Source organism: Vibrio sp. F13 (genome assembly GCF_020806305.2).
Classification (GTDB): Bacteria; Pseudomonadota; Gammaproteobacteria; order Enterobacterales; family Vibrionaceae; genus Vibrio; species Vibrio crassostreae_C.
The window spans coordinates 1,958,948-1,984,790 of sequence record NZ_CP170175.1; the positions used below are offsets into that span (position 1 = coordinate 1,958,948).

The window sequence follows — 25,843 nt, forward strand, 5'->3', positions numbered from 1 at the left end:
TCTAGCTCTTCTCGTAATTATGGTGCAACGTTATCAAAAAAACCTTCTAGCGCTTCAAGCTGCAGATCACCTGCTTCGAATGCGTTGAAGGTACGGCGAAACTCACTCGCTTGTTCATGTTCTTTTAGATACCAACCCACATGCTTACGAGCGATGCGAGGGCCTAAAAACTCTCCATAAAATTCATGTAGAGCGTGCACATGACCAAGCATGATGTCTTTCACTTCCGAAATCGGGAGTGGGTCCATCGTGGTGCCGTTTTCCAAATAGTGTAGGATTTCGTTAAAAATCCAAGGACGTCCTTGGGCAGGTCGACCTATCATTAAAGCATCAGCGCCGGTGTACTCCAGCACAAACTTCGCTTTTTCCGGACTATCGATATCACCGTTAGCGATAACCGGAATAGATACTGCTTGTTTCGCTGCTTTAATGTGTTTGTATTCTGCCTCACCTTTGTACATACAAGCGCGAGTTCTTCCATGGAGCGCAAGAGCTTGTATGCCGCAGTCTTCGGCTATTTTCGCGATTTGGACACAGTTTCTATTGTCTGTATCCCAGCCTGTGCGCGTTTTCAACGTTACTGGAACGTCGACAGCATTTACCACCGCTTTCAGAATGTCTTCAATGAGTTCTGGATGCTGCAGTAAGGCTGAGCCCGCAAGCTTCTTATTCACTTTTTTGGCTGGACAACCCATGTTGATATCGATGATTTGCGCACCGTTATCGACATTAAATTGAGCAGCCTCGGCCATAAGCTGTGGATCTGCACCAGCGATTTGTACTGAACGAATGCCCGATTCGCCTTCATGTACCATACGCTGCTGAGACTTTGACGTTTTCCAAACTTTCGGATTGGAGGACATCATTTCACTGACTGCCATCCCCGCACCGTAGCGAAGACACAACTCACGGAATGGTCTATCCGTTACGCCAGCCATAGGAGCGACGATTAGATTGTTCTTAAGTTGATAATTTCCGATTTTCAAAAATGTCATCACAGTTCTGTACCAGCAAGGGCGCGCATTTTACGCATTTTTTCGCTGCGTGAAAAGACTAATATTTGAGCATTTACAATTTGTTTTTGTAATTTGTTTAAATTTCAGTCAATTAGCGCCCAAAGTCTTGTCTAGCCTTGCTTGCGCCCTGAGATTCGACACCATTCTTGTTGTTCGATGATCGGATCAATGTGAAGCTCATCACGATAATAAGTGGCAACATCTTCTGCTTGTGTATCTAAAACACCCGACATCGCAAGTACACCATTTGGCTTAACTAGGCCCTTGATGATGCCAGAAAGGTCGCGTAATGGACCCGCAAGAATGTTGGCAACAACAACGTCTGCTAGCAAACCTTCCGGTTGATCTTGTGGCAAGAACACCTCTAGTTGCTCAGCAACGCCATTGCGTTGTGCGTTGTCTTTTGATGCAAGCAGAGCTTGAGGATCAATGTCGATCCCGATAACTTTTGCTGCGCCTAGTTTGATCGCAGCGATCGCTAGGATGCCTGAGCCACAACCGAAGTCGATCACGGTTTTGCCTGCAAGGTCTAAGCCTTCAAGCCACTCAAGACACAATGCCGTTGTCGGGTGAGTACCTGTACCAAATGCAAGGCCAGGGTCTAGCATTACGTTAACAGCGTCAGGTTCAGGGATATCGCGCCAGCTAGGGCAGATCCATAAACGCTCACCAAACTTCATTGGGTGGAAGTTGTCCATCCATTCACGCTCCCAATCCTTGTCTTCAATTTGCTCTACTTTATGAGCAAAGTCTGCAGGGAACATGTTGCTTGCTTTAATCTGCGCTAGAACGACACCAGTATCAGTCTCAGCGTCGTAAAGCGCGAGAATGTCAGTATCACCCCAAAGGCGAGTTTCGCCTGGCAGAGGCTCAAATACAGGGGTATCTTGTGCATCCAGGAAAGTTACAGAAAGAGCACCAGTCTCTTCCATTAACATGTCGCCGATTTGTTCGGCATTTTCATTGGTAGCATTAAGCTTGATTTGAATCCAAGGCATGGCTGCATCTTCTATATGAGAAAAATTGGATGGCGAGTCTAGCAGAAAATATGAGCAAATTCACCAAAACCCCACGGAATATAATGGGGATTAAAGATTGATTTTTTCGGCGGTTCAAAAACAAAAATGCTCACCGAAGTGAGCATTTTGACTGTTCTTAAACGAACGGATTATGACAAACCAAGTTTCTTCTCAAGGTAGTGGATGTTTGCACCACCGTGTTGGAAGTTTTCGTCGTTCATAATAGACAGTTGAAGCTCAGTATTAACGTTAATACCTTCAACAATCATTTCACCCAATGCGTTCTTCATACGAGCGATAGCAACATCACGGTTCTCACCGTAAGTGATCAGCTTACCAATCATTGAATCGTAGTGTGGTGGCACTGTGTAACCCGTGTAGATGTGAGATTCCCAACGTACGCCCATGCCGCCTGGTGCGTGGAAACGTTCAATCTTACCTGGTGAAGGTAGGAAACGAACTGGATCTTCAGCATTGATACGACATTCGATTGAGTGGCCACGCAGCTTAATGTCATCCTGAGTGAATGATAGAGGCTGACCAGCTGCAATACGTAGCTGTTCTTTCACTAGGTCGATACCCGTTACCATTTCAGTAATCGTGTGTTCAACCTGGATACGAGTGTTCATTTCGATGAAGTAGAATTCACCGTTCTCGTATAGGAATTCAAATGTACCTGCACCGCGGTAACCGATCTCAATACATGCACGAGTACAACGTTCGCCAATGTACTTACGCATCTCTTCAGTGATACCTGGAGCTGGCGCTTCTTCCACAACTTTCTGGTGACGACGTTGCATTGAACAGTCACGCTCACCTAGGTGGATAGCATTACCTTGGCCATCTGCAAGCACTTGTACTTCAATGTGACGTGGGTTTTCTAGGAATTTCTCCATGTAAACCATGTCGTTGTTGAAACATGCTTTTGCTTCAGCACGAGTCATCGCGATAGCTTCAGTTAATTCTGCTTCAGAACGAACAACACGCATACCACGACCGCCGCCGCCGCCAGATGCCTTGATGATAACTGGGAAGCCAATGCGTTTAGCGTGCGCTTTGTTTTTTGCTTCGTCGTCGTCAAGAGGGCCGTCAGAACCTGGTACACAAGGTACGCCAGCTTTTTTCATTGACGTGATAGCTGACACTTTGTCACCCATCATGCGAATGGTTTCAGCTTTAGGGCCAACAAAGATAAAGCCACTGCGCTCTACCTGTTCTGCAAAGTCTGCATTTTCAGATAGGAAGCCGTAGCCAGGGTGAACAGCTACTGCACCTGTAACTTCAGCTGCGCTGATGATACGAGGGATGTTTAGGTAGCTATCGATACCACGAGCTGGACCGATACAAATGGTTTCGTCTGCAAGCAGTACGTGCTTAAGGTCACGGTCAGCAGTTGAGTGAACCGCTACCGTTTTAATGCCAAGCTCTTTACATGCACGCAGAATACGTAGTGCAATCTCACCACGGTTTGCGATTACTAATTTATCTAACATAATGAGTGCTCTCTATTATTCGATAATTACTAGAGCTTGGTCGAATTCTACTGGTTGACCGTCTTCAACTAGGATAGCTGTTACAACACCAGATTTATCAGCTTCGATTTGGTTCATCATTTTCATTGCTTCAACGATACATAGCGTTTCGCCAGCAGTTACAGATTGACCAACTTTAACGAATGGTTTTGCGTCTGGGCTTGGAGCGCCGTAGAAAGTACCAACCATTGGAGAAAGAACTTGGTGACCAGCTGGAACTGCAGGAGCTGCTGCTTCTGCTGCTACAGGTGCCGCCGCAGGAGCTGCTGCCGCTACAGGTGCTGGAGCAGCTGCATATTGAACAGGTGCTACAGGTGCAGTGCTGTTACGACTGATTCGTACTGACTCTTCACCTTCAGAGATTTCTAGCTCAGAAATACCAGACTCTTCAACCAATTCGATTAGCTTTTTGATTTTGCGAATATCCATTGTTTCTTTCTCTTTATCTGTTAATTGAACTTACTCTATGACTGAGTAGGTTAGTAATAGTTCGTTGTTTATGTTTACTTTGAGTTGAGCTTGCTGAGCGCAGCGGTCAAAGCAAATTGATAACCTTGGGCACCTAAGCCACAAATCACACCTTCTGCTTTATCAGATAGGTAAGAGTGGTGACGGAATGGTTCACGCGCGTGAACATTCGATAGATGAACCTCAATAAATGGTATGGCAACGCCAAGTAGTGCATCACGCAGTGCCACACTGGTATGTGTAAAGGCTGCTGGGTTGATAATAATAAAATCAACATTTTGATAAGCACTATGGATAGCTTCAATCAGTTCGTACTCACGATTTGACTGTAAGTGAGATAGCTCAACATCGTGTGCTTTCGCTTGCTCGGTCAGTGAGCTAATAATCTGGTCAAGTGTTTGAGAACCGTAGTGTGCAGGCTCTCTAAGGCCTAACAGGTTAAGGTTTGGGCCATTTAAAACTAGAATGCGAAACTTTGTAGACATCGTGGGGCTATCTTCCTTTATCGTGTTTACGAACGTGAATGTTGCCATTTTATTGAAAATTTGCGGTTAATTTCCAGTGAGAAAAACCCAAATTTAAAAATTAGAACCAGATTATAGCTAATTCAGCGCAAATCGCAGCAATTTACTGGTCTAATCTCATATTGATACAGCTTGGAATTGTTACCAACTTAACAAAAAAGCGTCTTAGCCTTAATTTGGGGCGGGATATTTGAGATCAAGATCAGCCATAAAAAAACCGCCACATAGGTGACGGTTTAGAAAGTGCTGTTTTAAACAGTGATTAGCTGCTGTGACTGGTTGCTTATGCCAGTTCTGCTTTCTCGGCAATCAGCTTATCAACCACACTTGGGTCGGCCAGTGTCGAGGTATCACCTAGGTTACCTGTATCGCCAGTCGCGATTTTACGCAGGATACGACGCATGATTTTACCCGAACGAGTTTTTGGTAGAGAGTCGGTCCAGTGCAGTACATCTGGCGTTGCAATTGGGCCAATCTCTTTACGTACCCAGTCTTTTACTTCTTTATGAAGCTCTGCGGTTGGGAACTCACCATCATTCAGCGTGATGTAAGCGTAAATCGCTTGGCCTTTAATATCATGAGGGATGCCCACAATCGCGGCTTCTGCAATCTTATCGAACGCGACTAGAGCCGATTCAATCTCAGCAGTACCCATACGGTGACCTGATACGTTAAGTACATCATCGACACGCCCCGTAATCCAGTAGTAACCGTCTTCATCACGACGAGCGCCGTCACTGGTGAAGTACATGCCTTTAAAGGTCGAGAAGTAAGTCTGTTCGAAGCGGTCATGATCGCCATGAACGGTACGCATTTGGCCTGGCCAAGAGTCAAGAATCACTAGGTTGCCGTCTGTTGCACCCTCAATGATGTTACCCATGTTATCAACCAGTGCCGGTTGCACACCGAAGAATGGACGAGTTGCAGAGCCCGGTTTCAGGTCTGTTGCGCCTGGTAGCGGTGCAATCAAGATACCGCCCGTTTCTGTTTGCCACCATGTATCAACAATTGGAGATTGCTCATTACCGATTGTTTTGTAGTACCACTCCCACGCCTCTGGGTTGATAGGTTCACCCACTGAGCCCATGATTCTTAGGCTGTCACGAGAAGTACCTTCAACGGCTTCATTGCCTTTCGCCATCAATGCACGAATAGCCGTTGGCGCCGTATAAAGAATATTAACTTGGTGCTTATCGACCACTTCGCTCATGCGGCTGGTGTTCGGGTAATTTGGCACGCCTTCAAACAGAATCGTTTTTGCGCCATTAGCAAGCGGTCCGTAAACAAGATATGTGTGACCGGTAATCCAACCCACATCGGCTGTACACCAGAAAGTCTCGCCTTCTTGGTAATCGAATACGTATTTGAAGGTCATCGCAGCATAAACAAGGTAGCCACCTGTGGTGTGCATAACGCCTTTAGGTTTACCTGTTGAGCCTGACGTATAAAGGATGAATAGTGGATCTTCTGCGTTCATCTCTTCTGGTGGGCAATCTGCAGATACATTAGCAATAGCATCGTGCCACCACACATCGCGATGTTCGTGCCATGCCACATCACCGCCAGTGCGTTTGAATACAACAACCTTCTCGATGTTTTTCACTTCAGGGTTCGTCAGTGCTTCATCGACATTCTTTTTCAGTGGAACAGCACGGCCGCCACGCACGCCTTCATCGGCAGTGATAACGACTTTAGAATTTGAATCGATAATACGACCAGACAGTGCTTCTGGTGAGAAACCACCAAATACGACTGTGTGAACCGCACCGATACGGGTACACGCCAGCATGGCTACTGCCGCTTCTGGCACCATTGGCATGTATAAACAAACCACATCACCTTTGTGCACGCCTTGCTCTTTTAGAGCATTCGAAAACAGGCACACTTCTTTATGCAGTTCATTAAAAGTTAGAGTTTTATCATCTGCCGGGTCATCGCCTTCCCAGATGATAGCGACTTCATCACCGCGCTCAGCAAGGTGGCGGTCGATACAGTTAGCCGAAACGTTAAGCGTGCCATCTTCAAACCAGCGAATATCAATGTGGCCAGGGTCGAAAGAGGTGTTTTTTACTTGTGTGAAAGGTTTGATCCAATCAACGATTTTTCCGTGTTCACCCCAAAAGCCTTCAGGGTCAGAAACAGATTGCTGGTACATGGCTAGGTAAGTGTCATTATCCGCGTGTGTGGTTGATTTAATATTTTCTTTTACCGGATAAACGTGGGCTTCACTCATTGCATCTCTCCTTGTGCCTACATTCCTAATGAACTGGCAACTTCCTTTGTGTTCAGTTTCTAGGTCTATTACAGAACCGTCTTTGTGTTATCACTCTCGGCTAGGACGGCGATTTCCACAATTAGACTTTAGGATGAGACGCTGCTTTTCACTTACAAAATAGCGAGTTAAGTTCAATTTTGAGATGTTGCTCTCTATGTGAAGCGCCAGTGGTTGAATTAAGAATAAGAAGAGTTGAAACGGGGAAGGTCACCATGTTTCAGGCGCACAAAGATCAGCGCAGCGGAGATAGCGTCTTGTAATGCATCATGTTTATTGACCGGGATAGGTAAATCGAGTTGGCGACAGATGGCGTCCATACTGAGATCAAAATAGGCATTGGGCAGCTGTCTTTCGAGTTTGTCTTGATAGAGTTGGCTCACTTCGACTAATCGGTTAGGCAGTGGAAATCCAAGCTGTTTTAAACAGGCGCGGTCGAGAATTTTTTTATCATAGCGGATGTGATAGCCGACTAAAGGACGATTTCCAATGAAGTTCAGTAGCTCGATTAAAGCCTGTTTTTCTTCGATGCCGTGCTTTAGATCTTGATGACGGATACGGTGGATTTTTATTGAATTGCAATCGAGCGATTGGGGGGCGCGCAACCGGACTTCAAAAGGTTGGCTGGTAATGATTCGGTTACCGATGATCTTGGTCGCGGCAATGGTAACTAATTCTGCCTGATTGGGATCTAGGCTGGTGGTTTCACAATCGAGCGATACATATTCATGATCAATAGGCGCAGTAAACAGAGGCTGATAGAGGGAGCCTTTGAGCTTGTGATGCCAGTAATAGCGAACCAACCTATTCATCGTTCAATGCCTAATCCCGTATCTGATAGTGGTAGCCGAGCCATTGCTTGAATTTCTTCACCACGTGCAGGCTATGACGAAGCAGATCCCTGTCTGCTCGTTCCATCAGTTTGACGTTAATCTTGTTGCTGCTGTGCTGCTGAGAAAGCCTTTGGGCTAAGCGCCACTTAAAGAATTGCTTGAGTGCTTCACTGAGATTATCGGCAGTACTTTGCTCTAATACTTTCTTGCTGACCAGCTGCTCAATGCGTTCGAAGGTGTTGTTGACCGTGACACCATGTTCTAGGCAAAGCGCTCTCACACCATGCACGATAGGGAAAATACCGCCTTGTTTGATATCGAGTCCGGACTTAGATTGCTTCACATTACCAAACAGGGTCAGGGGAACTGAGAAGTTCAGCGCCGGGCGGCAGAACTCCGTCAGAATCAATTCTTGTCCGAGCATTAAATCACTGAGGTGCTGCTTTACAGGTTTTAATAACTCTCTATTCCCCGCTACTGCGTGTGCATCTGCCATGATCGCGATATCCATCACGGTGTCTGGCGTGGCTTTTTTTACCCAATGGGTGAGGGTTTGTTTCCACTCTTGTTCTGAATGCACCCATTTCGGATTGTTGACCATTACGTTGCCCGGGCACAGTGGGTAACCCAATTGTTGAAGGGTATGGGTGAGGTCGTTCATGGCACTTTGGCATTGATGCCATTCCAAACCATCTTGAATAATCAGAGCGTTGTCTTGATCGGTTTTGAGAATTTGCTCTCCACGCCCCTCAGAACCCAACACGATTAGGCAGCAATGATTATGCAGTGCAGGTGGGATCACCAACTCAAAAGCCTTCTCTATGATCTGTTCGTTGACCGCAGAAATCAGCTCCATGATAAAGCGTGTGCGAATCCCATTACTGAGCAAGCTCTCGACCAGTTGACGTTGTTTGTTGGATGCCATTGCCAATTCTTCAACGCTGGTGGCGCGCGCAATACGCAAAGTAAGAACGTGGGAGTGTGTGGAGAATGCACTGAGAATCTGTGTCATATCCACCATGCCGACCGCATTTTTACCATCACAAACCATCAACCTTTTTACTCGATTTCTGGTCATGGTAATCATGGCGTTAAATAAGAAATCGCCTTGGTTCACGTGCATCACCGGAAACGTTGCGATCTCACCGACAGGCGCATCCAGTGTGAAATTATCGAGCATCACAGCATGCAATAAATTGGTTCGAGTGACGATTCCATACGGCAAGGAACATGATGATCCAAAAGCTTTTGGATCATTATGTTCCAAATGGACTAGGGCCGAGTCTAACCCTTGTTCTTTAAGGGTTTGAGTGACTTGGTTGATCGGTTGGTTTGGTTCAAGTATCAGTGGTGGGTGATAGATAGAGTCATCCACTTTGGTTAATATAAACTCGGCAAGATTCTGTTGCTGCTGGGCGGCTTCTATCAAAGCTTTTCGTGTTGATAGGTTGCTATCAAAGTAGGCAGCGAATTGGCCATTGGCGTGGTAAAGCTCAAGAAAAATATCGGTGGGCAGCAGATAACTTAATGTATCTTCGAGTGCGATATATTGGTGTTTGGTGTGGGGTTCAAACTGGCTGCGGACATCAAAAATATCGTCATTGGCATAGTGTGCGTAAATCTCACCATCACTGCTCGCGCGCTCTTCAACAGCTCCTTTGATCAAAATATGCAGGTGTCGGCTCGGCCTTTCAGCTTCCAGTATCACTTCTTGAGAGCGGTAATACACCACGTCTAATGAAGAGCGAAGCTTCAACTGTTCGGCGTCGGACAGGCTATCGAAGGGCGGGTGCTGCATATTAAATTTGTCAGGCATAAGCATCACAAGAAGAAATGGGAGTCTTTAATCAGTCTGACAAAATACCAGCGAAGCTCCAGACGACTTTAGTCTAAATGCGAGTATGAGTATTGATGAGCGTGAAATCTCTTGTTGAAATGCGATATCCAGACCCATTGAATATGGGAATACTATCCCAGTAATAATTCCCTTTTTCATCGTATGCGAGATAGGCATAATTGGTGCTGCCTTTTTCCGCACACTTTATAGGTCATTTATGTTTAGCCCTTCACCCTATGGCTGGATCTCTCAGTATTTTCTTGGTTTCTTTTTTGCGTATGGCGTGTATTTGCCATTTTGGGCGTTGTGGTTTGAAGACCAAGGCGTGTCTGCTGGTGATATTGGCGTATTGATTGGTATCGGCTTTGCGACTCGTTGTGTGGCCAACTTAGTGATTACGCCGCGTATCCATAAAGTGGAACACTTGATGCCAGCGCTACGCTGTTTGAGTTTCGCTGCGCTGCTGTTTGTCGGTTTCCACTTCTTCACCGGTGGCAGCTTTATACTGATGTTGTTGGCAACGGTACTGTTTAACCTCTGTTGTGGGCCGATCATTCCTCTTTCTGATGCGATGGCTAACCATTACAGTCGTTTGAAAATGTTCGACTACGGCCGAACTCGTCTTTGGGGATCAATTGCCTTTATCGCAGGTTCAACGGTTGTTGGCTATTTGGTGGCACAATTCGGCACTGACATGATTTTGTATACTGCGCTTGCCGGTGTGTTGCTGTCATTGATTCTTGCGATGAGAAACCCCAATGTGATGCCAGTAACACAATCTGAGCAACAAGCGGCGCGACCAAAACTAGGTGAACTGCTGCGTGAGTCGTCAGTGGTAAAGTTTTTAGCCTTGATGGCGCTGCTGCAAGGTAGTCATGCGGCTTACTACAGTTTTAGTGCGATTTATTGGAAAGAAGCGGGTCACTCAGAAGCTATCATCGGTTATTTGTGGAGTTTAGGTGTTGTTGCTGAAGTGGCCGTATTTGCTCTGAGTAAGCGATTATTCTCAGGCTGGTCACTGCGTACTTTGTTTGTCGTCGCGGCTATTGGGGTGATGGCGCGTTGGGGTATAACCGCATCAACCACGGCGATTTTTGCACTGGTGATGGTGCAGTTGCTGCACGGTGTGACATTTGCCATGGCACACATCGCCGCGATTCAATACATCCAATCTGAAGAACAAAACAAGATGGTTGCGCTACAAGCCCTGTATAACGCGATTCCATTAGGTGCCTTTATTGCACTGATGACCACCTTAAGTGGTTGGGGTTATGAGCTTTGGGGCGCAAATATCTTCTGGGGCATGGCTGCAATGGGTGCACTTGCTCTGTTCATTAAGTTGGATGAAAGAAGTTCAGTGGTTGAGATTAATCAATCAGATTCGGAACAGTCAGAATCTCACAGCAAATGCTGATAATTAGAGTCTAAAGCACAGAATTTAAGCGATGCGATTGAGTTAATCACCCATCCTTAGTTAAATGAAACCTCTCCCTTATGGAGAGGTTTTTTTATGGATGAAAAAAGGGTTTTCAATGCAAGGATGGATAGTAATTCCAGTCTCTTTAGCCTACTTGGGCGTGTTATTTCTGATCGCTTGGTATGGAGACAGGCAGGTTCGTTGGCTATCGCGTTGGCGCCCGTGGATCTATAGCCTTTCGATTGCCGTGTATTGTACCTCTTGGACCTTCTATGGAACGGTCGGGCAGGCGAGTAACAACCCTTGGTCTTTTTTACCCATTTACCTCGCCCCGATTCTAGTCTTTACACTAGGCTGGCGGATCTTGGCGCGGCTGATCCTGATTGCGAAGCGGGAACATATCACCTCCATTGCCGACTTTATCGCGGCTCGTTATGGAAAATCTCAGGGCTTAGCGGTGGCGGTGACGGTTATCGCCGTGGTTGGTATCCTTCCTTATATTGCTCTGCAACTGCGTGGTATTACCATGGGGTTGGATATTGTTGCACCCAACCTAGCGGCTGACTTCGGTTATCAGGACTATCATGTGTCTTGGTTTGTGGTCGGTGCTTTGGCTATTTTCACCATGCTGTTTGGTACAAGACACATTGATAACACAGAGCATCACCGTGGTATGATGATGGCGGTGGCGTTTGAATCCATCGTTAAGCTCGCGGCATTCCTGATCGTTGGCCTATTCATCATGTATCTGGCGATGAGCAGCGACAAGATCGACTTGCTTGATGTGGCGGCTTCCACCTACGAATCACCCAATATTCCGACCTTAATTATTCATACCGTTTTGACCATGTTGGCGATTGTCTGTCTGCCACGCCAGTTCCATACCATGGTGGTAGAGAACGAACGTCCTCAAGACCTGCATACCGCTCGTTGGTTGTTTCCGCTTTACCTGATTTTGATGGGACTGTTCGTGCTGCCAATTGCTTGGGCAGGACAAGGACTACTTACTGGTATGCCAGCGGATACCTATGTGATCAGTGTGCCAATGTCAGAAGGCGCTAATCACATTGCCTTGCTGGCTTTCCTTGGTGGTACGTCTGCGGCAAGTGGCATGGTGATAGTGTCGACCATCGCCTTGGCGATCATGGTGTCGAATGATTTAGTGATGCCATTGTTACTGCGCCGTATGCGCCTAACTCAAAGAACCCATCGACACTTTTCTGGCCTGCTATTGGTGATTCGCCGCGGGCTAATTTTACTGCTGTTACTGGGTGCTTGGCTGTTTTATCAGGCGCTCGATACCATCCATTCACTGTCAGCGATTGGCTTTCTTTCCTTTGCTGCGATTGCTCAATTCGCGCCAGCACTTATTGGTGGTTTGTACTGGCGCCCGGGTAACCGCAAGGGCGTGTATGTCGGCTTAATGGTGGGCTCGTTGATTTGGCTGATTACCTTGATGAGCCAAACCAGCATGTTGGCTGGCGACAGTGAAAGTAACCTTTTACTGTGGATTATCACGCCGCCAGAACTGCTCAGTAGCTGGAATATCAGCAGTTCAAACTGGGGCATTGTGCTGAGTATTGTACTTAATACCTTGTGCTATGCCGTGGTTTCGATGACGACTCGCCCAAGCCTAAGTGAGCGCTTACAATCAGCAGCATTTGTTGGCACGCCGCTGCCTGAAAACGAGAATATCAGCCTTTACCAGAACCGAGTGACGGTCGCTGAATTAGAGATGCTGGCGTCGCGTTTTGTGGGCCGTAAGCGTGCGAAAAGTGCTTTACACAGCTATTGGCAACAACACGGGCAGCCGCTGCTTCCTAATCAACAAGCGCCTGCGAGTCTGATTCGACACGCAGAGCGCGTGCTCGCCGGTGTATTCGGTGCTTCATCTGCTAAGTTAGTACTTACTTCTGCTTTGCAGGGAAGAAACATGCAGCTTGAAGAAGTCGCGACCATCGTTGATGAAGCCTCGGAGCTGTACGACTTCAGTCGCGGTTTACTGCAAGGCGCGATTGAACATATTGGCCAAGGCATCGCAGTAATCGACAAACAAATGAGGCTGGTTGCATGGAATCAGCGTTACCTAGAATTGTTTGAATTCCCTGCGGGTTTGATTCAGGTTGGGCGACCCATTTCAGACGTGATTCGTCATAATGCCGAGCAAGGGTTGTGTGGCCCAGGTGACCCGGAAGATCACGTTCGCCGCCGTGTTTATCACCTTGAGCAAGGCACTCGACACACCTCTTCTCGTATTCGTCCTGATGGCCGAGTGATTGAGGTGCAAGGTAACCCAATGCCAAGTGGTGGTTTTGTGATGAGCTTTACCGACATCACGGTATTCCGACAAGCAGAGCAAGCGCTAAAAGATGCCAATGAAAGCTTGGAATCGAGAGTGCATGAGCGAACTCAAGAGCTCGAAAAACTGAATCATCGCTTGGTAAAAGCCACGCAGATTTCGGATCAAGAATCACAATCTAAGAGTCGTTTTCTAGCCGCGGTAAGCCACGATTTGATGCAGCCGCTCAATGCCGCACGTCTATTTGCTTCGTCACTGTCTGAGGTGGCAAAAGAGCAAGAGGTGAAGCAATTGTCATCTCACATCGAGAGTGCACTTGGCGCCGCAGAAGATTTGATTGGTGACTTGCTAGATATCTCTCGATTGGAGTCCGGAAAGTTAGAAACCAACATTCACGCGATTGCCGTGCATGACGTATTAACCAATTTGAACGCGGAATTTAGCGCTCTAGCGAGACAACAGAAAATTGAGTTTAAGATGATTCCGTCGTCATTGTTCATTCATTCAGACCCTAAGCTGTTGAGGCGTGTGATTCAGAACTTTTTGACCAATGCGTTCCGCTACAACCCGGAAGGGAAAGTGGTACTGGGTGCGAGAAGAGTCAATGGACAGGTTCGAATTGATGTGTGGGATAATGGAACCGGTATCGATGAAGACAAGCAACAAGAAATCTTTGAAGAGTTTACTCGTGGCAGCCAAGTACGAGCCGATCAAGGATTGGGGTTAGGGTTAGCAATCTCGAAAGGTATTGCTCATGTGCTTGGCCATCAAATTTCGATGCGCTCATGGCCGGGGCAAGGCAGTGTCTTTTCCATCACTTTAGCTAGAGCGGAAAAAGTGGCTCCAGTTGTGCAAGCTTCGACGCCAATGGCGACCAGCGACATCGAACATCTCAAGATATTGTGTGTCGATAATGAACGAGAAATCTTAGTCGGTATGGAAAACCTGATCGGACGTTGGGGCTGTGAGGTTAAGACGGCGGTTGATTTGGTCGAAAGCTTGCAGTGCCTAGATGAGGGTTGGCTACCTGATGTGATTTTCTCTGATTACCGTTTAGATAATGGCAGAACGGGTCTCGAAGTCCTGCAGCAGTGTCGCTTGCGCCTCGGAGACTCTTTTGAAGGGGTCATCATTAGTGCCGATAGAACCGATGACATGTTGGCAGCGATAAAGGCCAACAGCTTTCGCTTTATTGCCAAGCCAGTGAAGCCACTTAAGTTAAGAGCGGTCTTGAATCGAGTGAGCTAGTTTGGGTTAACAGGCTCGGATTAGTACGTTCGTGAGCGGATAGTGAAAAGGCCTCAGATGAGGCCTTTTTTGTCTCTGTTTTTTTTGCGAACGCCGATTCGCTTGTTAATTCAATAACTAACCAGCAATGCCACCTTGTGTCAGTGTGGTTGGATCAAGCAGTTTACTGAGCTCTTCTCGGCTAAGATCGGTTTCTCTTTCTGCGACATCCAGAATTGGTAAGCCTTCTTTGTAAGCTTTCTTGGCAATATCAGCCGCCTTCAAGTAGCCAATCACAGGGTTAAGTGCGGTCACTAGGATTGGGTTCTTTGACAGTGCCAAATCGAGATTGTCTTGGCGTACCGTGAAGGTCGCGATGGCTTTGTCCGCTAAAGCGACTGAGCTGTTTGCCAATAACTCAATACTTTCCAACACGTTATGAGCAATCACTGGCAGCATCACATTAAGTTGGAAGTTACCTGATTGTCCGGCTACGGTAATGGTGGTGTCGTTGCCAATGACTTGCGCCGCCGCCATAGCTGCAGCTTCTGGAATCACAGGATTTACCTTGCCAGGCATGATCGATGAGCCTGGTTGTAGAGCCTGTAATTCAATTTCCCCTAAGCCAGCCAACGGCCCAGAGTTCATCCAGCGAAGATCGTTTGAGATCTTCATGATCGCAACTGCTGCCGTTTTGAGCTGACCTGACAGCGCAACGATCGCGTCTTGACTGCTGAGGCTAAAAAAGAAGTTTTCACTCGAGCTAAAACTGATCTTTGTCGATTGAGACAGGTTACTCGCAAACTTATCGGCAAAGCGTGGGTCAGCATTGATCCCTGTTCCAACCGCAGTACCACCTTGTGCTAAAGCCTTGATAGCGGGCAGGGTGTTCTCTATTGCTTGCTTAGCGTGTTCTATCTGAAATTTCCAACCACCTAGCTCTTGAGCAAAGGTCATTGGCATCGCATCCATTAGATGAGTGCGGCCGGTCTTCACGACCTCCGCAAGTTCCTGTTGTTTGATGGTGAGTGCTTCAGAAAGGTGAGTTAATGCAGGTAATAGCTTATTTTCAGCCATCAAAGCAACGCTCACTTGAATTGCGGTTGGCACCACATCGTTACTGCTTTGGCCCATGTTGACGTGATCATTGGGGTTCACGTCGCCTTGCAAGCTTCTTGAGGCAAGCGTAGCAATCACTTCATTGGCATTCATGTTGGAACTGGTACCTGAACCGGTTTGGTAGACATCGATAGGGAATTGATCGAGGTGTTTACCCTCAATGATCTCTTGGCTGGCTTCGGCTATCGCGTTGGCAATATCACCTTCCAGTAGACCTAACTGAGCATTGGTATCTGCCGCTGCCTGTTTAATTAACGCCAGTGCTTGAATAAAACTGGTCGGCATCTTGTGAGAGCTAAACGCGAAGTTATCCGCTGCACGCTGAGTTTGTGCTTGGTATAGCGCATCGGCAGGGACTTTCACTTCGCCCATGCTGTCTTTTTCAATCCGAAATTGTAGGGTCATGTTCTATCCTTGTTAGCCAAGTGGGGCTTGGACTTGTTGTAGTGTTTGGCTGAGATTCAAAAAACGCGCTTGGCCTTGAGGTTGCTGGCAGTAGTGGCGCTTCAAATAAAATAGTGGTGAGTGAATAGAGTCTAGGCAGATATGACGAAAGGCGAAACTGCGCTGAGGAGACTCAATCGCTTCAATCAAATGAAAGAAAACTTGGCGTAGATACAGCTCGCACAACAAGATGTTTTCTTGAGCGGTATGCTTTTCATAGTAAGCCGAAAGCGTCAGTGCACACTCGATATACTCTCGAATTACAAACGGCTCATGGCCTTGAACTTGTTCTAATGAAGCAAAGCGATCCTGTGCTTTGTAAAATCTCGAATAGAGAACCTGCTGCTCTTTCATCATCATCTGCATCTCTTTATTGGATGTTAATGATAATTATTATCAAATAAAATTTTAAAAACAACCCTTTGTTTATCTTTTTATAAAGTGAGCAGAAAAAGAAAAAGCCGATACACGAAGTATCGGCTTTCTGGAGTCAGTACCTAATCCCTACAATGTAAGTACTGATTCATTTTTTGCTAAACATCTTTGTTTAATGGTCGTGCTTAGTGGTCGTGAGCTTCACCTGCACCTTTCGGGTAACGGATGTTCTCAACCATATCTTGTACATCTTGTGGTACTTCAGCAGTTACTTTGTTTACAGCAATCGATACTACGAAGTTTAGACACATACCTAGCGTACCGATGCCTTCTGGGCTGATACCAAACCACCAGTTTTCAGGTGTGCTTGCTGCTGGGTTAATGAACTTGAAGTAGATGATGTAGCTTGCTGTGAAGGCAATACCTGACAACATACCTGCAATTGCGCCTTCCTTGTTCATCTTCTTGTAGAAGATACCTAGGATAATCGCTGGGAAGAAGGATGCTGCGGCTAAGCCGAAGGCAAACGCTACTACCTGTGCTACAAAGCCTGGTGGGTTAATACCTAAGTAACCGGCACCGACAATCGCGACCATGGCTGCCAGACGAGCGGCTAACAGCTCCTGCTTGTCGGTCATGTTTGGTCTGAAGCCTTTCTTCAACAAGTCATGTGAAATCGACGTTGAGATGACCAATAGTAGACCCGCGGCTGTTGATAGTGCGGCTGCTAGGCCACCGGCTGCAAGCAGTGCTACAACCCAGTTTGGTAGTTTCGCTAGCTCTGGAGAAGCCAGTACGATGATGTCACGGTTAATCTTCATCTCGTTGCGCTCATCGCCCGAGTAGAACATTTTGCCATCGCCGTTCTTATCTTCCCAACCTACTAGGCCAGTGCTTTCCCAGTTTTTGTACCAGCTTGGTGCGTCCGCTGCAGCGACACCTTGCATGTCAGGGCCGTTGATTGTTTCGATCATGTTTACACGAGCGAATGCTGCAACGCCTGGTGCTGTTGTGTATAGCAATGAGATGAACAGTAGTGCCCAACCCGCTGAGATACGAGCATCACGTACTTTTGGTACCGTGAAGAAACGAATGATTACGTGTGGAAGACCCGCAGTACCGACCATTAGAGCCGCACAGATGAAGAATACATCTACCATGCTCTTGTTACCTTCGGTATAGGCGGTAAATCCGAGTTCTTCGGTCAGTCCATCCAGTTTATCAAGAAGGTAAACATCTGTGCCTGATAGCGTAGAGCCCATACCAACTTGTGGAAGTGGGTTACCTGTCATCATGATTGAGGTAAAGATTGCTGGAACAAGGAAGGCGAAAATGAGGACACAGAATTGAGCTACCTGCGTATAAGTGATGCCTTTCATGCCACCTAGTACTGCGTAGAAGAACACAATACCCATACCAATGATGATGCCTAGGTTAATATCAACTTCTAGGAAACGAGAGAATACAACGCCCACACCACGCATCTGGCCTGCAACGTACGTAAACGATACGAAGATTGCACAGAATACCGCTACCATACGTGCCGTTTTCGAGTAGTAACGCTCACCGATGAAATCAGGAACCGTAAACTGACCGAACTTACGTAGGTAAGGTGCTAAACATAGCGCAAGTAGTACATAACCACCTGTCCAACCCATTAGGTAAACCGCACCGTCGTAACCAACGAATGAGATGATACCTGCCATTGAGATGAATGATGCTGCCGACATCCAGTCAGCGGCGGTCGCCATGCCGTTTGCTACTGGGTGTACACCACCGCCAGCAACGTAGAACTCACTAGTAGACCCTGCACGAGCCCAGATTGCGATGCCGATATATACCGCGAAAGTAATACCGACGAGAATAAACGTCCAAGTTTGAATATCCATGTTCTAGCCTCTAGTCTTCCTGTACGTTGTATTTTTTGTCGAGCGCATTCATGCGGACAACGTAAATAAATATCAGCGCCACGAAGGTGTATATCGAACCTTGCTGAGCGAACCAAAATCCTAGCTTGAACCCGCCAAACTGAACGGTATTGAGGGCATCCACAAATAAGATGCCAGCGCCGTAAGACACCGCAAACCAGACCGCGAGCAGTGTTCCCATAATTCCCAAGTTTTCCTTCCAGTAGGCTTGAGCATGTTCCGTAGATTCGAACGCCATTGCCTTCTCCTTTATTCCGTTTTCGTAGAAACTGTTTTTGTGAAACCGTTTTGTAAAATAGCGTGTTAACGTAATGTTACGATTTAGAATGTAGCAAGGATAAGTCAAGGGATCTGTGCAACTTTAGTCGGGATGGTATTAGCGCTAATGTACTGAAATATGGGAGCTAGGAGACATAATCATAGAAAAATGTGATGTTAAAATGTTGTTAAATTAGCCAAAGGTCTAACAAAAAGGGATGAATTAGACTGCGAGTCATAAAATTTAACAACTAAATGACCGAGAAACGGTATTTAGCCCTGCTTATGACACGAAGCGAAACATAAGTTTGTTATAGTAACAACGGCACTTTCACCGACCGTGCCTTGCTAAACGGCAGAAGATCAACATGCTTATATCTTGAGTTTTATTCTTTGGGGGAACGAATTGGACGCAATAACTATCAACCACTTATTTTTAACTGGTGCGGTGCTCATCGCCATCAGTGTGCTTTTCTCACAAGTGTCCTCACGATTGGGCGTTCCGATTCTTTTGATCTTTTTATTCGTTGGTATGTTAGCGGGTGAAGATGGACCCGGTAATATTCATTTCGATGATTACTCACTGACCTACTTGGTGAGTAACCTTGCGCTTGCCGTGATTCTGTTGGATGGCGGTATGCGAACCAAGGTGGCGAGCTTCAAGGTCGCTTTCTGGCCTTCGCTCTCGCTGGCGACGATAGGTGTCGCATGTACAGCAACCTTAACCGGATTAATGGCGGCTTGGCTGTTTGACTTGTCATTAATGCAGGGCATCTTGGTCGGGGCGATTGTTGGTTCAACCGATGCGGCAGCGGTATTCTCTTTGCTGAAAGGACAGAGTCTCAATGAGCGTGTTGGCTCAACCCTAGAGATCGAATCGGGCACTAACGACCCAATGGCGGTCTTCCTGACGGTGACCTTAATTGCGCTGTTAGGTAACCCTGACGCTGAGATGGAAATGAACTTCCTACTGCAAAGTTTTGCGATGCAGTTTGGTATCGGTACTCTTGTTGGTATTGGCGGCGGCTGGGTTCTATGGAGCTTAATCAATCGAGTACAATTGGCTGATGGCCTTTATTCCATTCTGGTACTCAGTGGGGGCGTGGCTCTGTTTGCGTTCTCTAACATGCTTGGCGGCAGCGGCATCTTATCGATTTACCTAGTGGGCTTGTTCATTGGTAATCGTCCGACGCGCTCGCGACACTCGATTCTTAATGTTCTTGATGGCATGACGTGGCTAAGCCAGATCGTGATGTTCTTGGTATTGGGTTTATTGGTGACGCCATCAACGTTGATGGACATTGCTCTGCCTGCGCTGGCACTGGCCTTCGGTATGATTTTGTTTGCTCGTCCGCTGTCGGTTTGGTTGGGTTTGCTGCCGTTCAGAAGCTTTACCACCAAGGAACGTTGGTTTGTTTCTTGGGTCGGTCTACGCGGCGCGGTACCGATCATTCTGGCGGTGTTCCCGATGATGGCTGGCCTGCCTAATGCTCAGCTTTACTTCAACATCGCGTTCTTCGTGGTTATGGTGTCGCTGATTGTTCAAGGCGGCAGCTTGATGAAAGTCGCGAGATTGGCTCAAGTGACGCTACCTCCAACGCCGACACCGATTTCTCGTACTGGCATTGAAATTTACCCTGCTAGTGAGTGGGAGATGTTTGTCTACAAGCTGAAAGAAGAGAAGTGGTGTGTGGGCGAACCACTAAAGCGTTTGTCTATGCCGGAAGGAACGCGAATTACTGCACTGTTTAGAAAGGATGCCTTGCTTCACCCATCAGGCAGCACCGTGTTAGAGGCGAACGATATCTTATGTGTGCTTGGTCAAGACAAAGATTTGGACAGCTTAAGTTCGTTGTTCAGTGAGGCGCCTCTAGCAGAAGAGGCGGCACGATTCTTTGGTGACTTCTTCTTGGATGTTGAGCTATCAGTTGCGGCAGTGAGTGATTGTTATGGTATTGAACTTGGCTCGGAAGAAGAGCGAGAAATGACGCTAAAACAATTGGTTGCTCAAGAGCTTGGCGCACACTCTGTATTGGGTGATAGCTTTGAGTGGCATGACATCACTTGGGTGGTTGCAGAGATAGATGATCATAAAGTCGTCAGGTTGGGTTTATGTTTACCTAAGACGACTTTAGAAGAGGATATCAGTGAAGCTTAATTGTGGACTTCTTGTAGCAAGATAACCGCTTGAGTACGATTTTTCACATCCAGTTTACGGAAGATGGCCGTCATATGTGCTTTGATGGTCGCTTCCGAAACATTCAATTCATACGCGATTTGCTTGTTAAGCAAGCCGTCAGAAAGCATCCCTAATACCTTGTATTGCTGAGGCGTCAGTGTGGAAATCTTTTCTGCAAGGTCGCTACACGCTGCATTATTGGTGATAAGCCCTTCAGGGAAGAACGGGTCGCCATTCAGCACTTGATTCAGTGCACTCACCAACTCACGCATATCACTCGACTTAGGAATAAAGCCAAACGCACCGTGGCTCTTCACCTGAGTGACCACGCTGGCATCTTCACTGGCAGAAACCACCACAATCGGTAGATCTGGGTATTCAGCGCGCAGTTGAATTAAGCCTGACATGCCATTGGCGCCCGGCATTTTCAGGTCGAGCAGTAATAGATCCGGCTCGCCTTCTTTCTTTAGCAGAGTCAGTAAGGCATCGAGAGAATCGGCCTCAAGCAGGTTCGCACCACTGATCGCCATATGAACTGACTGAAACAGGGCGTTGCGAAAGAGAGGGTGGTCATCAGCAATGATGATGGTATAGGTCGAGTCCATGACGTTCATACTTTTAACAATTTAGTTAATATTTATTATCATCCTGATTGAGTATGTGGACAATATCTATGCATTAAAAGTCTGAACCATATCGACTTTTATCCCCGGAATAAGAAAGCGTTACTCTGAATAGCAAAAAAGCCGCACTGCCATCTCGTTACGGAGGGGCGGTGCGGCTTTCGATTCGGCTTATATTTTAGTGAATATTGCCGTTATAGCTGGTGGTTTTGCATGTGTTTTAAGAATACATCGGCAGGCATAAAACCGGTTACACGAGCATTTGGAACATGGTTACCCTCACCATCCCAGAACTCAATCGTAGGTAAGCCAAGTACCTGTAATTGTTTAAGCAGTTCAATGTCTTGAGGCATGTTTCTCGTTACATCGGCTTGTAGCAGTACGAAGTCAGAAAGCTTGTTTTCCACATCAGCTTGATGGAAGGTGTACTTCTCGAATTCTTTACATGCCACACACCAATCGGCGTAGAAGTCGAGCATCACAGGCTTACCGAGTTTCTTCGCTTCGATGAGCTGGATTTCTAGTTCTTCAACCGTGTTGATGCGTGCAAATTGGATGTGTTGTTCTACCGTCACGCTCTTTTCTGCAAACCAGTAATTGAGCGCAGGTTGAGCTGATGCGAACAGGCCAAGCATCGCAATGATGCCCACAGCGCTTTGCTTCCAGCCACCAAATGGCAGTGCATTCTTACTGTGGTAAAGCCAACCAAAGGCGATGAAGCCAAGGCCAGACCAAAGCACGGTTGCCCACAATTCAGGAATGATGCGCTCTAGCAGGAAGATAGGCGCGGCAAGCAAGATAAAGCCGAATACGATCTTCACCTTGTTCATCCAGCTGCCCGCTTTAGGCAATAGCTTATTACCAAACACTGCCACTAAAATCAGTGGGATACCCATACCCATAGCCAACGCGTACAGAGCAATTGCACCGGTAAATAGGTCACCACTCTGAGCCACATACAGCAGTGCGCCTGACAATGGCGCCGTGGTACAAGGTGAACACACCAAGCCAGAGATAGCGCCCATTGCGAATACGCCCAAGGTATTGCCACCTTGCTGCTTGTTGCTTTGGTTGTTGAGCCAAGTTTGGATGCTGCTTGGCAGTTGCAGGTTATAAACGCCAAACATCGACATTGCTAACGCCACGAACAGAACACTCAGCGCGATCAGCACGTAAGGGTGCTGCATAGCGGCTTGGAATTGCATGCCTGCTGAAGCAACCACTAAACCTAATAAGGTGTAGGTTAACGCCATGCCTTGCACGTAAATAAAGGACAGCATCAGCGCGCGACCTTGGCTGAGTTTGCCACCACCTAAAACGATACCCGTTAGAATCGGATACATAGGCAGCACACACGGCGTAAAGGCTAAACCAACACCGAGTGCTAAGAATAATAGAGGGGTCCACCAACTGTCACCGAGCTTATCGGCTAAGCCTGCTTCTTTTGAAACAGGGGCATTTGGCTGTTGAGTCGTGTTACTTACAACGTCTGCTTTCGGAGATGTTGGTTGCGTAGAAACATCGGTTTCGTTGCCAGCAGAAGATGAAGCTTGTGAGTCACTACCTTGCGAATTAGCAGAACCTGTTGCTGTGAAAGGTTCAATGTCGATGATACGAGTCTCTGGTGGGTAGCAGAACCCTGCGTCCGCACAGCCTTGATACTTAACGATCAGCTGTGAGCCATCTTGGTAACTCTGCAGAGGAACTTGCACGAATAACGGCTGAGTATAAATGCTCACCTCACCGAAGAATTCATCTTGGTGCGGCTTACCATCTTCTAATTCAACATTACCGATAGCGAGATTTTGCCCGGTGAACGAGAGGCTATGTTGATAGAGGTAGTAGCCCTCTTTTACTTGCCAGTCGAGAAGGACTTTGTCGTCTTGCTGGTAGTAATTGAAAGGGAAAGCTTGGTCTACAGGGACAAAACCATTGTTATTGCCTCCGAAGCTTGGCTCGGCGTTGTCGTTCCCAAATAGCGCCCACGCAGGCTGGGTGAATAGGGAAACACAAACAAAAAGTAATGTGGCAAGTCGTCGCATACTATTTAGTCATCAAAATGGAGTTGAAGGTATCTTAACTCAATCAGACCGTAATAGTTTGCTATTAGTTTCATCGGCAAACAAATATCCCCTAAGGCGGGATAGCGATTTTATTGGGTAATCGAGTGGGGAGCTGCAATTCAACTTGAGTGACTTGCCTTTGTAAAAGAGACATTTAAGCTACACCCAAGCGTGCTTTTACTACTTGTTCGCAAGCATCAATATTCATCGTATCTTTTGGAATAATAAGCACGGTATCATTACCGCCAACGGTGCCGATAATCTCAGTATGTGGGTCGATATCGACTAATCTTGCGACTAATTGAGCACAACCTGGATGAGTTTTTACGATGACCATCGCTTGGTTATGAGTGATGAATTCGATTTGCGATGAGATGGATGCATCGACACGAACCGGTGCACTTTCAACCGTGATGCAGTAAACCTTTTTACCGCAAGCATTCTGAATTTTGACAACACCAAGCTGTGACAAAATACGAGATACGGTCGATTGGCTGATACCGGTATAGCCAATATCGACGAGTTTCTCTCGCAGTTGATTTTGGGTCGAGAAGCTTTGTTGTTGTAGTAAGCGTTTGCACGCTGCAGTCAGTGTTTTATCTTCAGCTGAATACAAGCAACCGTGCTCAGTGATTGGGTTCATGAACAACTCCTTAAGGTCAACATGTGGTTATCGCTTGTCCATAGCGCCGAGCGTACTCCCAAAGCCGTAGAGTACGATTGTTAAATAGGGCTTACCGATGAATCCCGAAATAAAGAGGGAAGGTATGCGTGATGTATGATCGTCTACCCATTGAGTCTACCACTAAAGGATGGTTATCTTTTTGAAGGGGATCACCAAATAAAATTCTAGTTAATTGCTTTTATTTTGGAGTTTTATTCTTTTGTTAAATGGATATTTATTCCAAGTTTGGCATAAATATCCATCGGTATTAGGGTGCTTTGGAGACCGTGATAATGGCGCTAAGGGTTAGCGAATTTCACTCATGATCTCGCGAGAGAATACTTTTTCACAGTAGTGACATTTTAGCTGCACGTTTTCCTGTTTTAGCTGCACTTTAAAGCTGCTTTCGACAGGTTCACCGTGCGAAATACAGTTGCTATTCGGGCAAGAGTAGACACTGTGGATTTGCTCTGGCAGCACAAGGGTTAGCTTATTAACCACTTTATACTCTTCAATCTGATTGACCGTTGCCTGCGGAGCATAAAGAGCCAATTGGTTGGCTTGTTCCTTGGTCAGGAAGATGTTCTCAATCTTGATTAGATCTTTATGGCCAAGTGCCGATGATGGCAGGTTTAAGCCCATAGTGATGCGCTGTTCTGTCTTGTGTAGCTTAAACAGTTTAAGGATTTTGATACCAAGGTGAGCAGGGATGTGGTCAATCACGCTGCCGTTACGGATCGCTTCTACTTGTAGCTGAGTTTGTTTAACCATGACTGTTTCTCCTGCTTATAAAGTGTCGTTAAGAACTAGGGCCAATAGGGCTTCGCGAGCGTATACACCGTTTTCAGCTTGTTCGAAGTAGTAAGCGTGTGGCGTTTTATCAACGTCGGTGGTGATTTCGTCGACGCGTGGCAGCGGGTGAAGTACCTTCATGTTTTGACGAGCGTCTTTCAATGTATCGGCGGTGAGGATGTAAGCCGATTTCATGTGTGCGTATTCCGACGCATCAAAGCGCTCTTTCTGCACGCGAGTCATGTACAGAACATCCAGTTCCGGCACGACTTCTTCAATGCTGCTGTGAGTGCTGTATTGGATGCCCATCTCTTCCAATTCTTCACAGATGTAATCTGGCATCTCTAAGACTTCTGGCGCGATAAAGAAGAAACGCACGTTATTGAATTTCGATAGTGCTTGCGTCAATGAGTGCACGGTACGGCCATATTTTAGGTCGCCGACGAACGCCACATTGAGGTTATCGAGCGTGCCTTGTGTTTCGTAAATCGAGAACAGGTCCAGCAAGGTTTGCGTCGGGTGCTGGTTAGCACCGTCGCCGCCGTTTACTACCGGCACACCGTTAGAAAATTCAGACGCTAAACGTGCTGCCCCTTCTTGTGGGTGACGCATTACAAAGGCATCGACGTAGGATGAAATAACCTGCACTGAATCGGCAAGTGTTTCGCCTTTCTTCGCCAGTGAGGTGTTACCGCCATTATCAAAGCCAATGACCGTGCCACCAAGGCGCTGGACGGCGGTCTCAAATGAAAGGCGAGTTCGAGTTGAAGGCTCAAAGAAGCAGCTCGCAACGACTTTATTTTTCAGCAACTCTGGGTTTGGCTCGGCCTTGAGTCTTGCTGCTGTGTCGACGATAAGCTCCAGTTCATTACGAGTGAGCTCAGGTATGGAGATGATGTGCTTGTTAAATAACGAATGCGCCATAACGGGTCTTCCTTCTATGCATACAGTCAA

The 25,843-nt window shown here is 46.8% G+C and carries 20 protein-coding genes; 3 read left to right on the forward strand and 17 right to left on the reverse strand.

Features of this window, described 5'->3' with window-relative positions; genetic code table 11:
* Positions 1–17 precede the first annotated feature (17 nt).
* From dusB to LMH68_RS09015, 8 genes are all read right to left on the reverse strand, one after another.
* Complete coding sequence (dusB, locus tag LMH68_RS08980) at positions 18–986, reverse strand: tRNA dihydrouridine synthase DusB (RefSeq protein WP_032546269.1); 969 nt, start codon at positions 984–986, stop codon at positions 18–20.
* 140 nt (positions 987–1,126) lie between these two features.
* Positions 1,127–2,014, reverse strand: a complete 888-nt coding sequence (gene prmA / locus LMH68_RS08985; RefSeq protein WP_017055901.1) for a 50S ribosomal protein L11 methyltransferase — start codon at positions 2,012–2,014, stop codon at positions 1,127–1,129.
* Positions 2,015–2,184: 170 nt separating this feature from the next.
* On the reverse strand, positions 2,185–3,528 hold the full coding sequence (gene accC / locus LMH68_RS08990; RefSeq protein ID WP_017062706.1) for an acetyl-CoA carboxylase biotin carboxylase subunit: 1,344 nt from the start codon (positions 3,526–3,528) through the stop codon (positions 2,185–2,187).
* 15 nt (positions 3,529–3,543) lie between these two features.
* Positions 3,544–3,996, reverse strand: coding sequence for an acetyl-CoA carboxylase biotin carboxyl carrier protein (accB, locus tag LMH68_RS08995; RefSeq protein ID WP_017062707.1), 453 nt, complete (start codon positions 3,994–3,996; stop codon positions 3,544–3,546).
* Positions 3,997–4,070: 74 nt separating this feature from the next.
* A complete protein-coding gene (gene aroQ, locus LMH68_RS09000; protein WP_010435475.1) occupies positions 4,071–4,520 on the reverse strand; it encodes a type II 3-dehydroquinate dehydratase in 450 nt (149 codons plus the stop codon).
* A gap of 322 nt (positions 4,521–4,842) precedes the next feature.
* A complete protein-coding gene (acs, locus tag LMH68_RS09005; RefSeq protein WP_229647410.1) occupies positions 4,843–6,792 on the reverse strand; it encodes an acetate--CoA ligase in 1,950 nt (649 codons plus the stop codon).
* A 218-nt stretch (positions 6,793–7,010) separates the two neighbouring features.
* Positions 7,011–7,643 carry a 3'-5' exonuclease gene (locus LMH68_RS09010; protein WP_017062708.1) on the reverse strand — a complete coding sequence of 211 codons (633 nt, stop codon included), beginning with the start codon at positions 7,641–7,643 and terminating at the stop codon, positions 7,011–7,013.
* A 10-nt stretch (positions 7,644–7,653) separates the two neighbouring features.
* Positions 7,654–9,486: a DUF294 nucleotidyltransferase-like domain-containing protein gene (locus LMH68_RS09015; RefSeq protein WP_017071170.1), complete on the reverse strand. Its 1,833-nt coding sequence runs from the start codon at positions 9,484–9,486 to the stop codon at positions 7,654–7,656.
* Between the two features lie 232 nt (positions 9,487–9,718).
* On the opposite strand from LMH68_RS09015, the gene LMH68_RS09020 reads away from it, so the two are divergent.
* Both LMH68_RS09020 and LMH68_RS09025 read left to right on the forward strand, forming a co-directional pair.
* Entirely contained in the window at positions 9,719–10,915 is a 1,197-nt protein-coding gene (locus LMH68_RS09020; protein ID WP_229647411.1) for a 3-phenylpropionate MFS transporter, read from the forward strand.
* 118 nt (positions 10,916–11,033) lie between these two features.
* The gene (locus LMH68_RS09025; protein ID WP_136974344.1) at positions 11,034–14,465 is read left to right on the forward strand and encodes a PAS domain-containing hybrid sensor histidine kinase/response regulator; all 3,432 of its coding nucleotides are present in this window, start codon (positions 11,034–11,036) and stop codon (positions 14,463–14,465) included.
* Between the two features lie 117 nt (positions 14,466–14,582).
* Here LMH68_RS09025 and LMH68_RS09030 read toward each other — a convergent pair whose 3' ends face one another.
* The 4 genes from LMH68_RS09030 to LMH68_RS09045 all read right to left on the reverse strand — a co-directional run bounded on the left by LMH68_RS09030 (position 14,583) and on the right by LMH68_RS09045 (position 18,548).
* Positions 14,583–15,968: a class II fumarate hydratase gene (locus LMH68_RS09030; RefSeq protein WP_017062713.1), complete on the reverse strand. Its 1,386-nt coding sequence runs from the start codon at positions 15,966–15,968 to the stop codon at positions 14,583–14,585.
* A gap of 12 nt (positions 15,969–15,980) precedes the next feature.
* A complete protein-coding gene (locus tag LMH68_RS09035; protein ID WP_229647412.1) occupies positions 15,981–16,367 on the reverse strand; it encodes a hypothetical protein in 387 nt (128 codons plus the stop codon).
* 200 nt (positions 16,368–16,567) lie between these two features.
* Complete coding sequence (locus LMH68_RS09040; protein WP_017062715.1) at positions 16,568–18,271, reverse strand: sodium:solute symporter family protein; 1,704 nt, start codon at positions 18,269–18,271, stop codon at positions 16,568–16,570.
* A 10-nt stretch (positions 18,272–18,281) separates the two neighbouring features.
* A complete protein-coding gene (locus LMH68_RS09045) occupies positions 18,282–18,548 on the reverse strand; it encodes a DUF4212 domain-containing protein (protein WP_010435433.1) in 267 nt (88 codons plus the stop codon).
* 426 nt (positions 18,549–18,974) lie between these two features.
* On the opposite strand from LMH68_RS09045, the gene LMH68_RS09050 reads away from it, so the two are divergent.
* A complete protein-coding gene (locus tag LMH68_RS09050; protein WP_229647413.1) occupies positions 18,975–20,726 on the forward strand; it encodes a potassium/proton antiporter in 1,752 nt (583 codons plus the stop codon).
* On the opposite strand, the gene LMH68_RS09055 is transcribed toward LMH68_RS09050, so the two are convergent.
* The 5 genes from LMH68_RS09055 to pyrB all read right to left on the reverse strand — a co-directional run bounded on the left by LMH68_RS09055 (position 20,723) and on the right by pyrB (position 25,813).
* Positions 20,723–21,352 (reverse strand): response regulator, encoded by a 630-nt coding sequence (locus LMH68_RS09055; protein ID WP_017062717.1) that lies wholly within the window; start codon positions 21,350–21,352, stop codon positions 20,723–20,725. The genes LMH68_RS09050 and LMH68_RS09055 overlap by 4 nt on opposite strands.
* Before the next feature lie 212 nt (positions 21,353–21,564).
* On the reverse strand, positions 21,565–23,412 hold the full coding sequence (locus tag LMH68_RS09060; protein ID WP_102333892.1) for a protein-disulfide reductase DsbD: 1,848 nt from the start codon (positions 23,410–23,412) through the stop codon (positions 21,565–21,567).
* Between the two features lie 175 nt (positions 23,413–23,587).
* The gene (locus LMH68_RS09065; protein ID WP_017063664.1) at positions 23,588–24,076 is read right to left on the reverse strand and encodes an arginine repressor; all 489 of its coding nucleotides are present in this window, start codon (positions 24,074–24,076) and stop codon (positions 23,588–23,590) included.
* A gap of 327 nt (positions 24,077–24,403) precedes the next feature.
* A complete protein-coding gene (gene pyrI / locus LMH68_RS09070; RefSeq protein WP_017062720.1) occupies positions 24,404–24,868 on the reverse strand; it encodes an aspartate carbamoyltransferase regulatory subunit in 465 nt (154 codons plus the stop codon).
* Between the two features lie 15 nt (positions 24,869–24,883).
* Complete coding sequence (gene pyrB / locus LMH68_RS09075; protein WP_017062721.1) at positions 24,884–25,813, reverse strand: aspartate carbamoyltransferase; 930 nt, start codon at positions 25,811–25,813, stop codon at positions 24,884–24,886.
* Between the last annotated feature and the right edge of the window lie 30 nt (positions 25,814–25,843).

Excerpts from the sequence above, each read along its gene's own strand:
- prmA (WP_017055901.1), bottom strand. The coding sequence starts at position 2,014 with ATGCCTTGGATTCAAATCAAGCTTAATGCTACCAATGAAAATGCCGAA.
- accC (WP_017062706.1), bottom strand. The coding sequence starts at position 3,528 with ATGTTAGATAAATTAGTAATCGCAAACCGTGGTGAGATTGCACTACGT.
- accB (WP_017062707.1), bottom strand. The coding sequence starts at position 3,996 with ATGGATATTCGCAAAATCAAAAAGCTAATCGAATTGGTTGAAGAGTCT.
- aroQ (WP_010435475.1), bottom strand. The coding sequence starts at position 4,520 with ATGTCTACAAAGTTTCGCATTCTAGTTTTAAATGGCCCAAACCTTAAC.
- acs (WP_229647410.1), bottom strand. The coding sequence starts at position 6,792 with ATGAGTGAAGCCCACGTTTATCCGGTAAAAGAAAATATTAAATCAACC.
- LMH68_RS09010 (WP_017062708.1), bottom strand. The coding sequence starts at position 7,643 with ATGAATAGGTTGGTTCGCTATTACTGGCATCACAAGCTCAAAGGCTCC.
- LMH68_RS09015 (WP_017071170.1), bottom strand. The coding sequence starts at position 9,486 with ATGCTTATGCCTGACAAATTTAATATGCAGCACCCGCCCTTCGATAGC.
- LMH68_RS09020 (WP_229647411.1), top strand. The coding sequence starts at position 9,719 with ATGTTTAGCCCTTCACCCTATGGCTGGATCTCTCAGTATTTTCTTGGT.
- LMH68_RS09025 (WP_136974344.1), top strand. The coding sequence starts at position 11,034 with ATGCAAGGATGGATAGTAATTCCAGTCTCTTTAGCCTACTTGGGCGTG.
- LMH68_RS09030 (WP_017062713.1), bottom strand. The coding sequence starts at position 15,968 with ATGACCCTACAATTTCGGATTGAAAAAGACAGCATGGGCGAAGTGAAA.
- LMH68_RS09035 (WP_229647412.1), bottom strand. The coding sequence starts at position 16,367 with ATGATGATGAAAGAGCAGCAGGTTCTCTATTCGAGATTTTACAAAGCA.
- LMH68_RS09040 (WP_017062715.1), bottom strand. The coding sequence starts at position 18,271 with ATGGATATTCAAACTTGGACGTTTATTCTCGTCGGTATTACTTTCGCG.
- LMH68_RS09045 (WP_010435433.1), bottom strand. The coding sequence starts at position 18,548 with ATGGCGTTCGAATCTACGGAACATGCTCAAGCCTACTGGAAGGAAAAC.
- LMH68_RS09055 (WP_017062717.1), bottom strand. The coding sequence starts at position 21,352 with ATGGACTCGACCTATACCATCATCATTGCTGATGACCACCCTCTCTTT.
- LMH68_RS09060 (WP_102333892.1), bottom strand. The coding sequence starts at position 23,412 with ATGCGACGACTTGCCACATTACTTTTTGTTTGTGTTTCCCTATTCACC.
- LMH68_RS09065 (WP_017063664.1), bottom strand. The coding sequence starts at position 24,076 with ATGAACCCAATCACTGAGCACGGTTGCTTGTATTCAGCTGAAGATAAA.
- pyrI (WP_017062720.1), bottom strand. The coding sequence starts at position 24,868 with ATGGTTAAACAAACTCAGCTACAAGTAGAAGCGATCCGTAACGGCAGC.
- pyrB (WP_017062721.1), bottom strand. The coding sequence starts at position 25,813 with ATGGCGCATTCGTTATTTAACAAGCACATCATCTCCATACCTGAGCTC.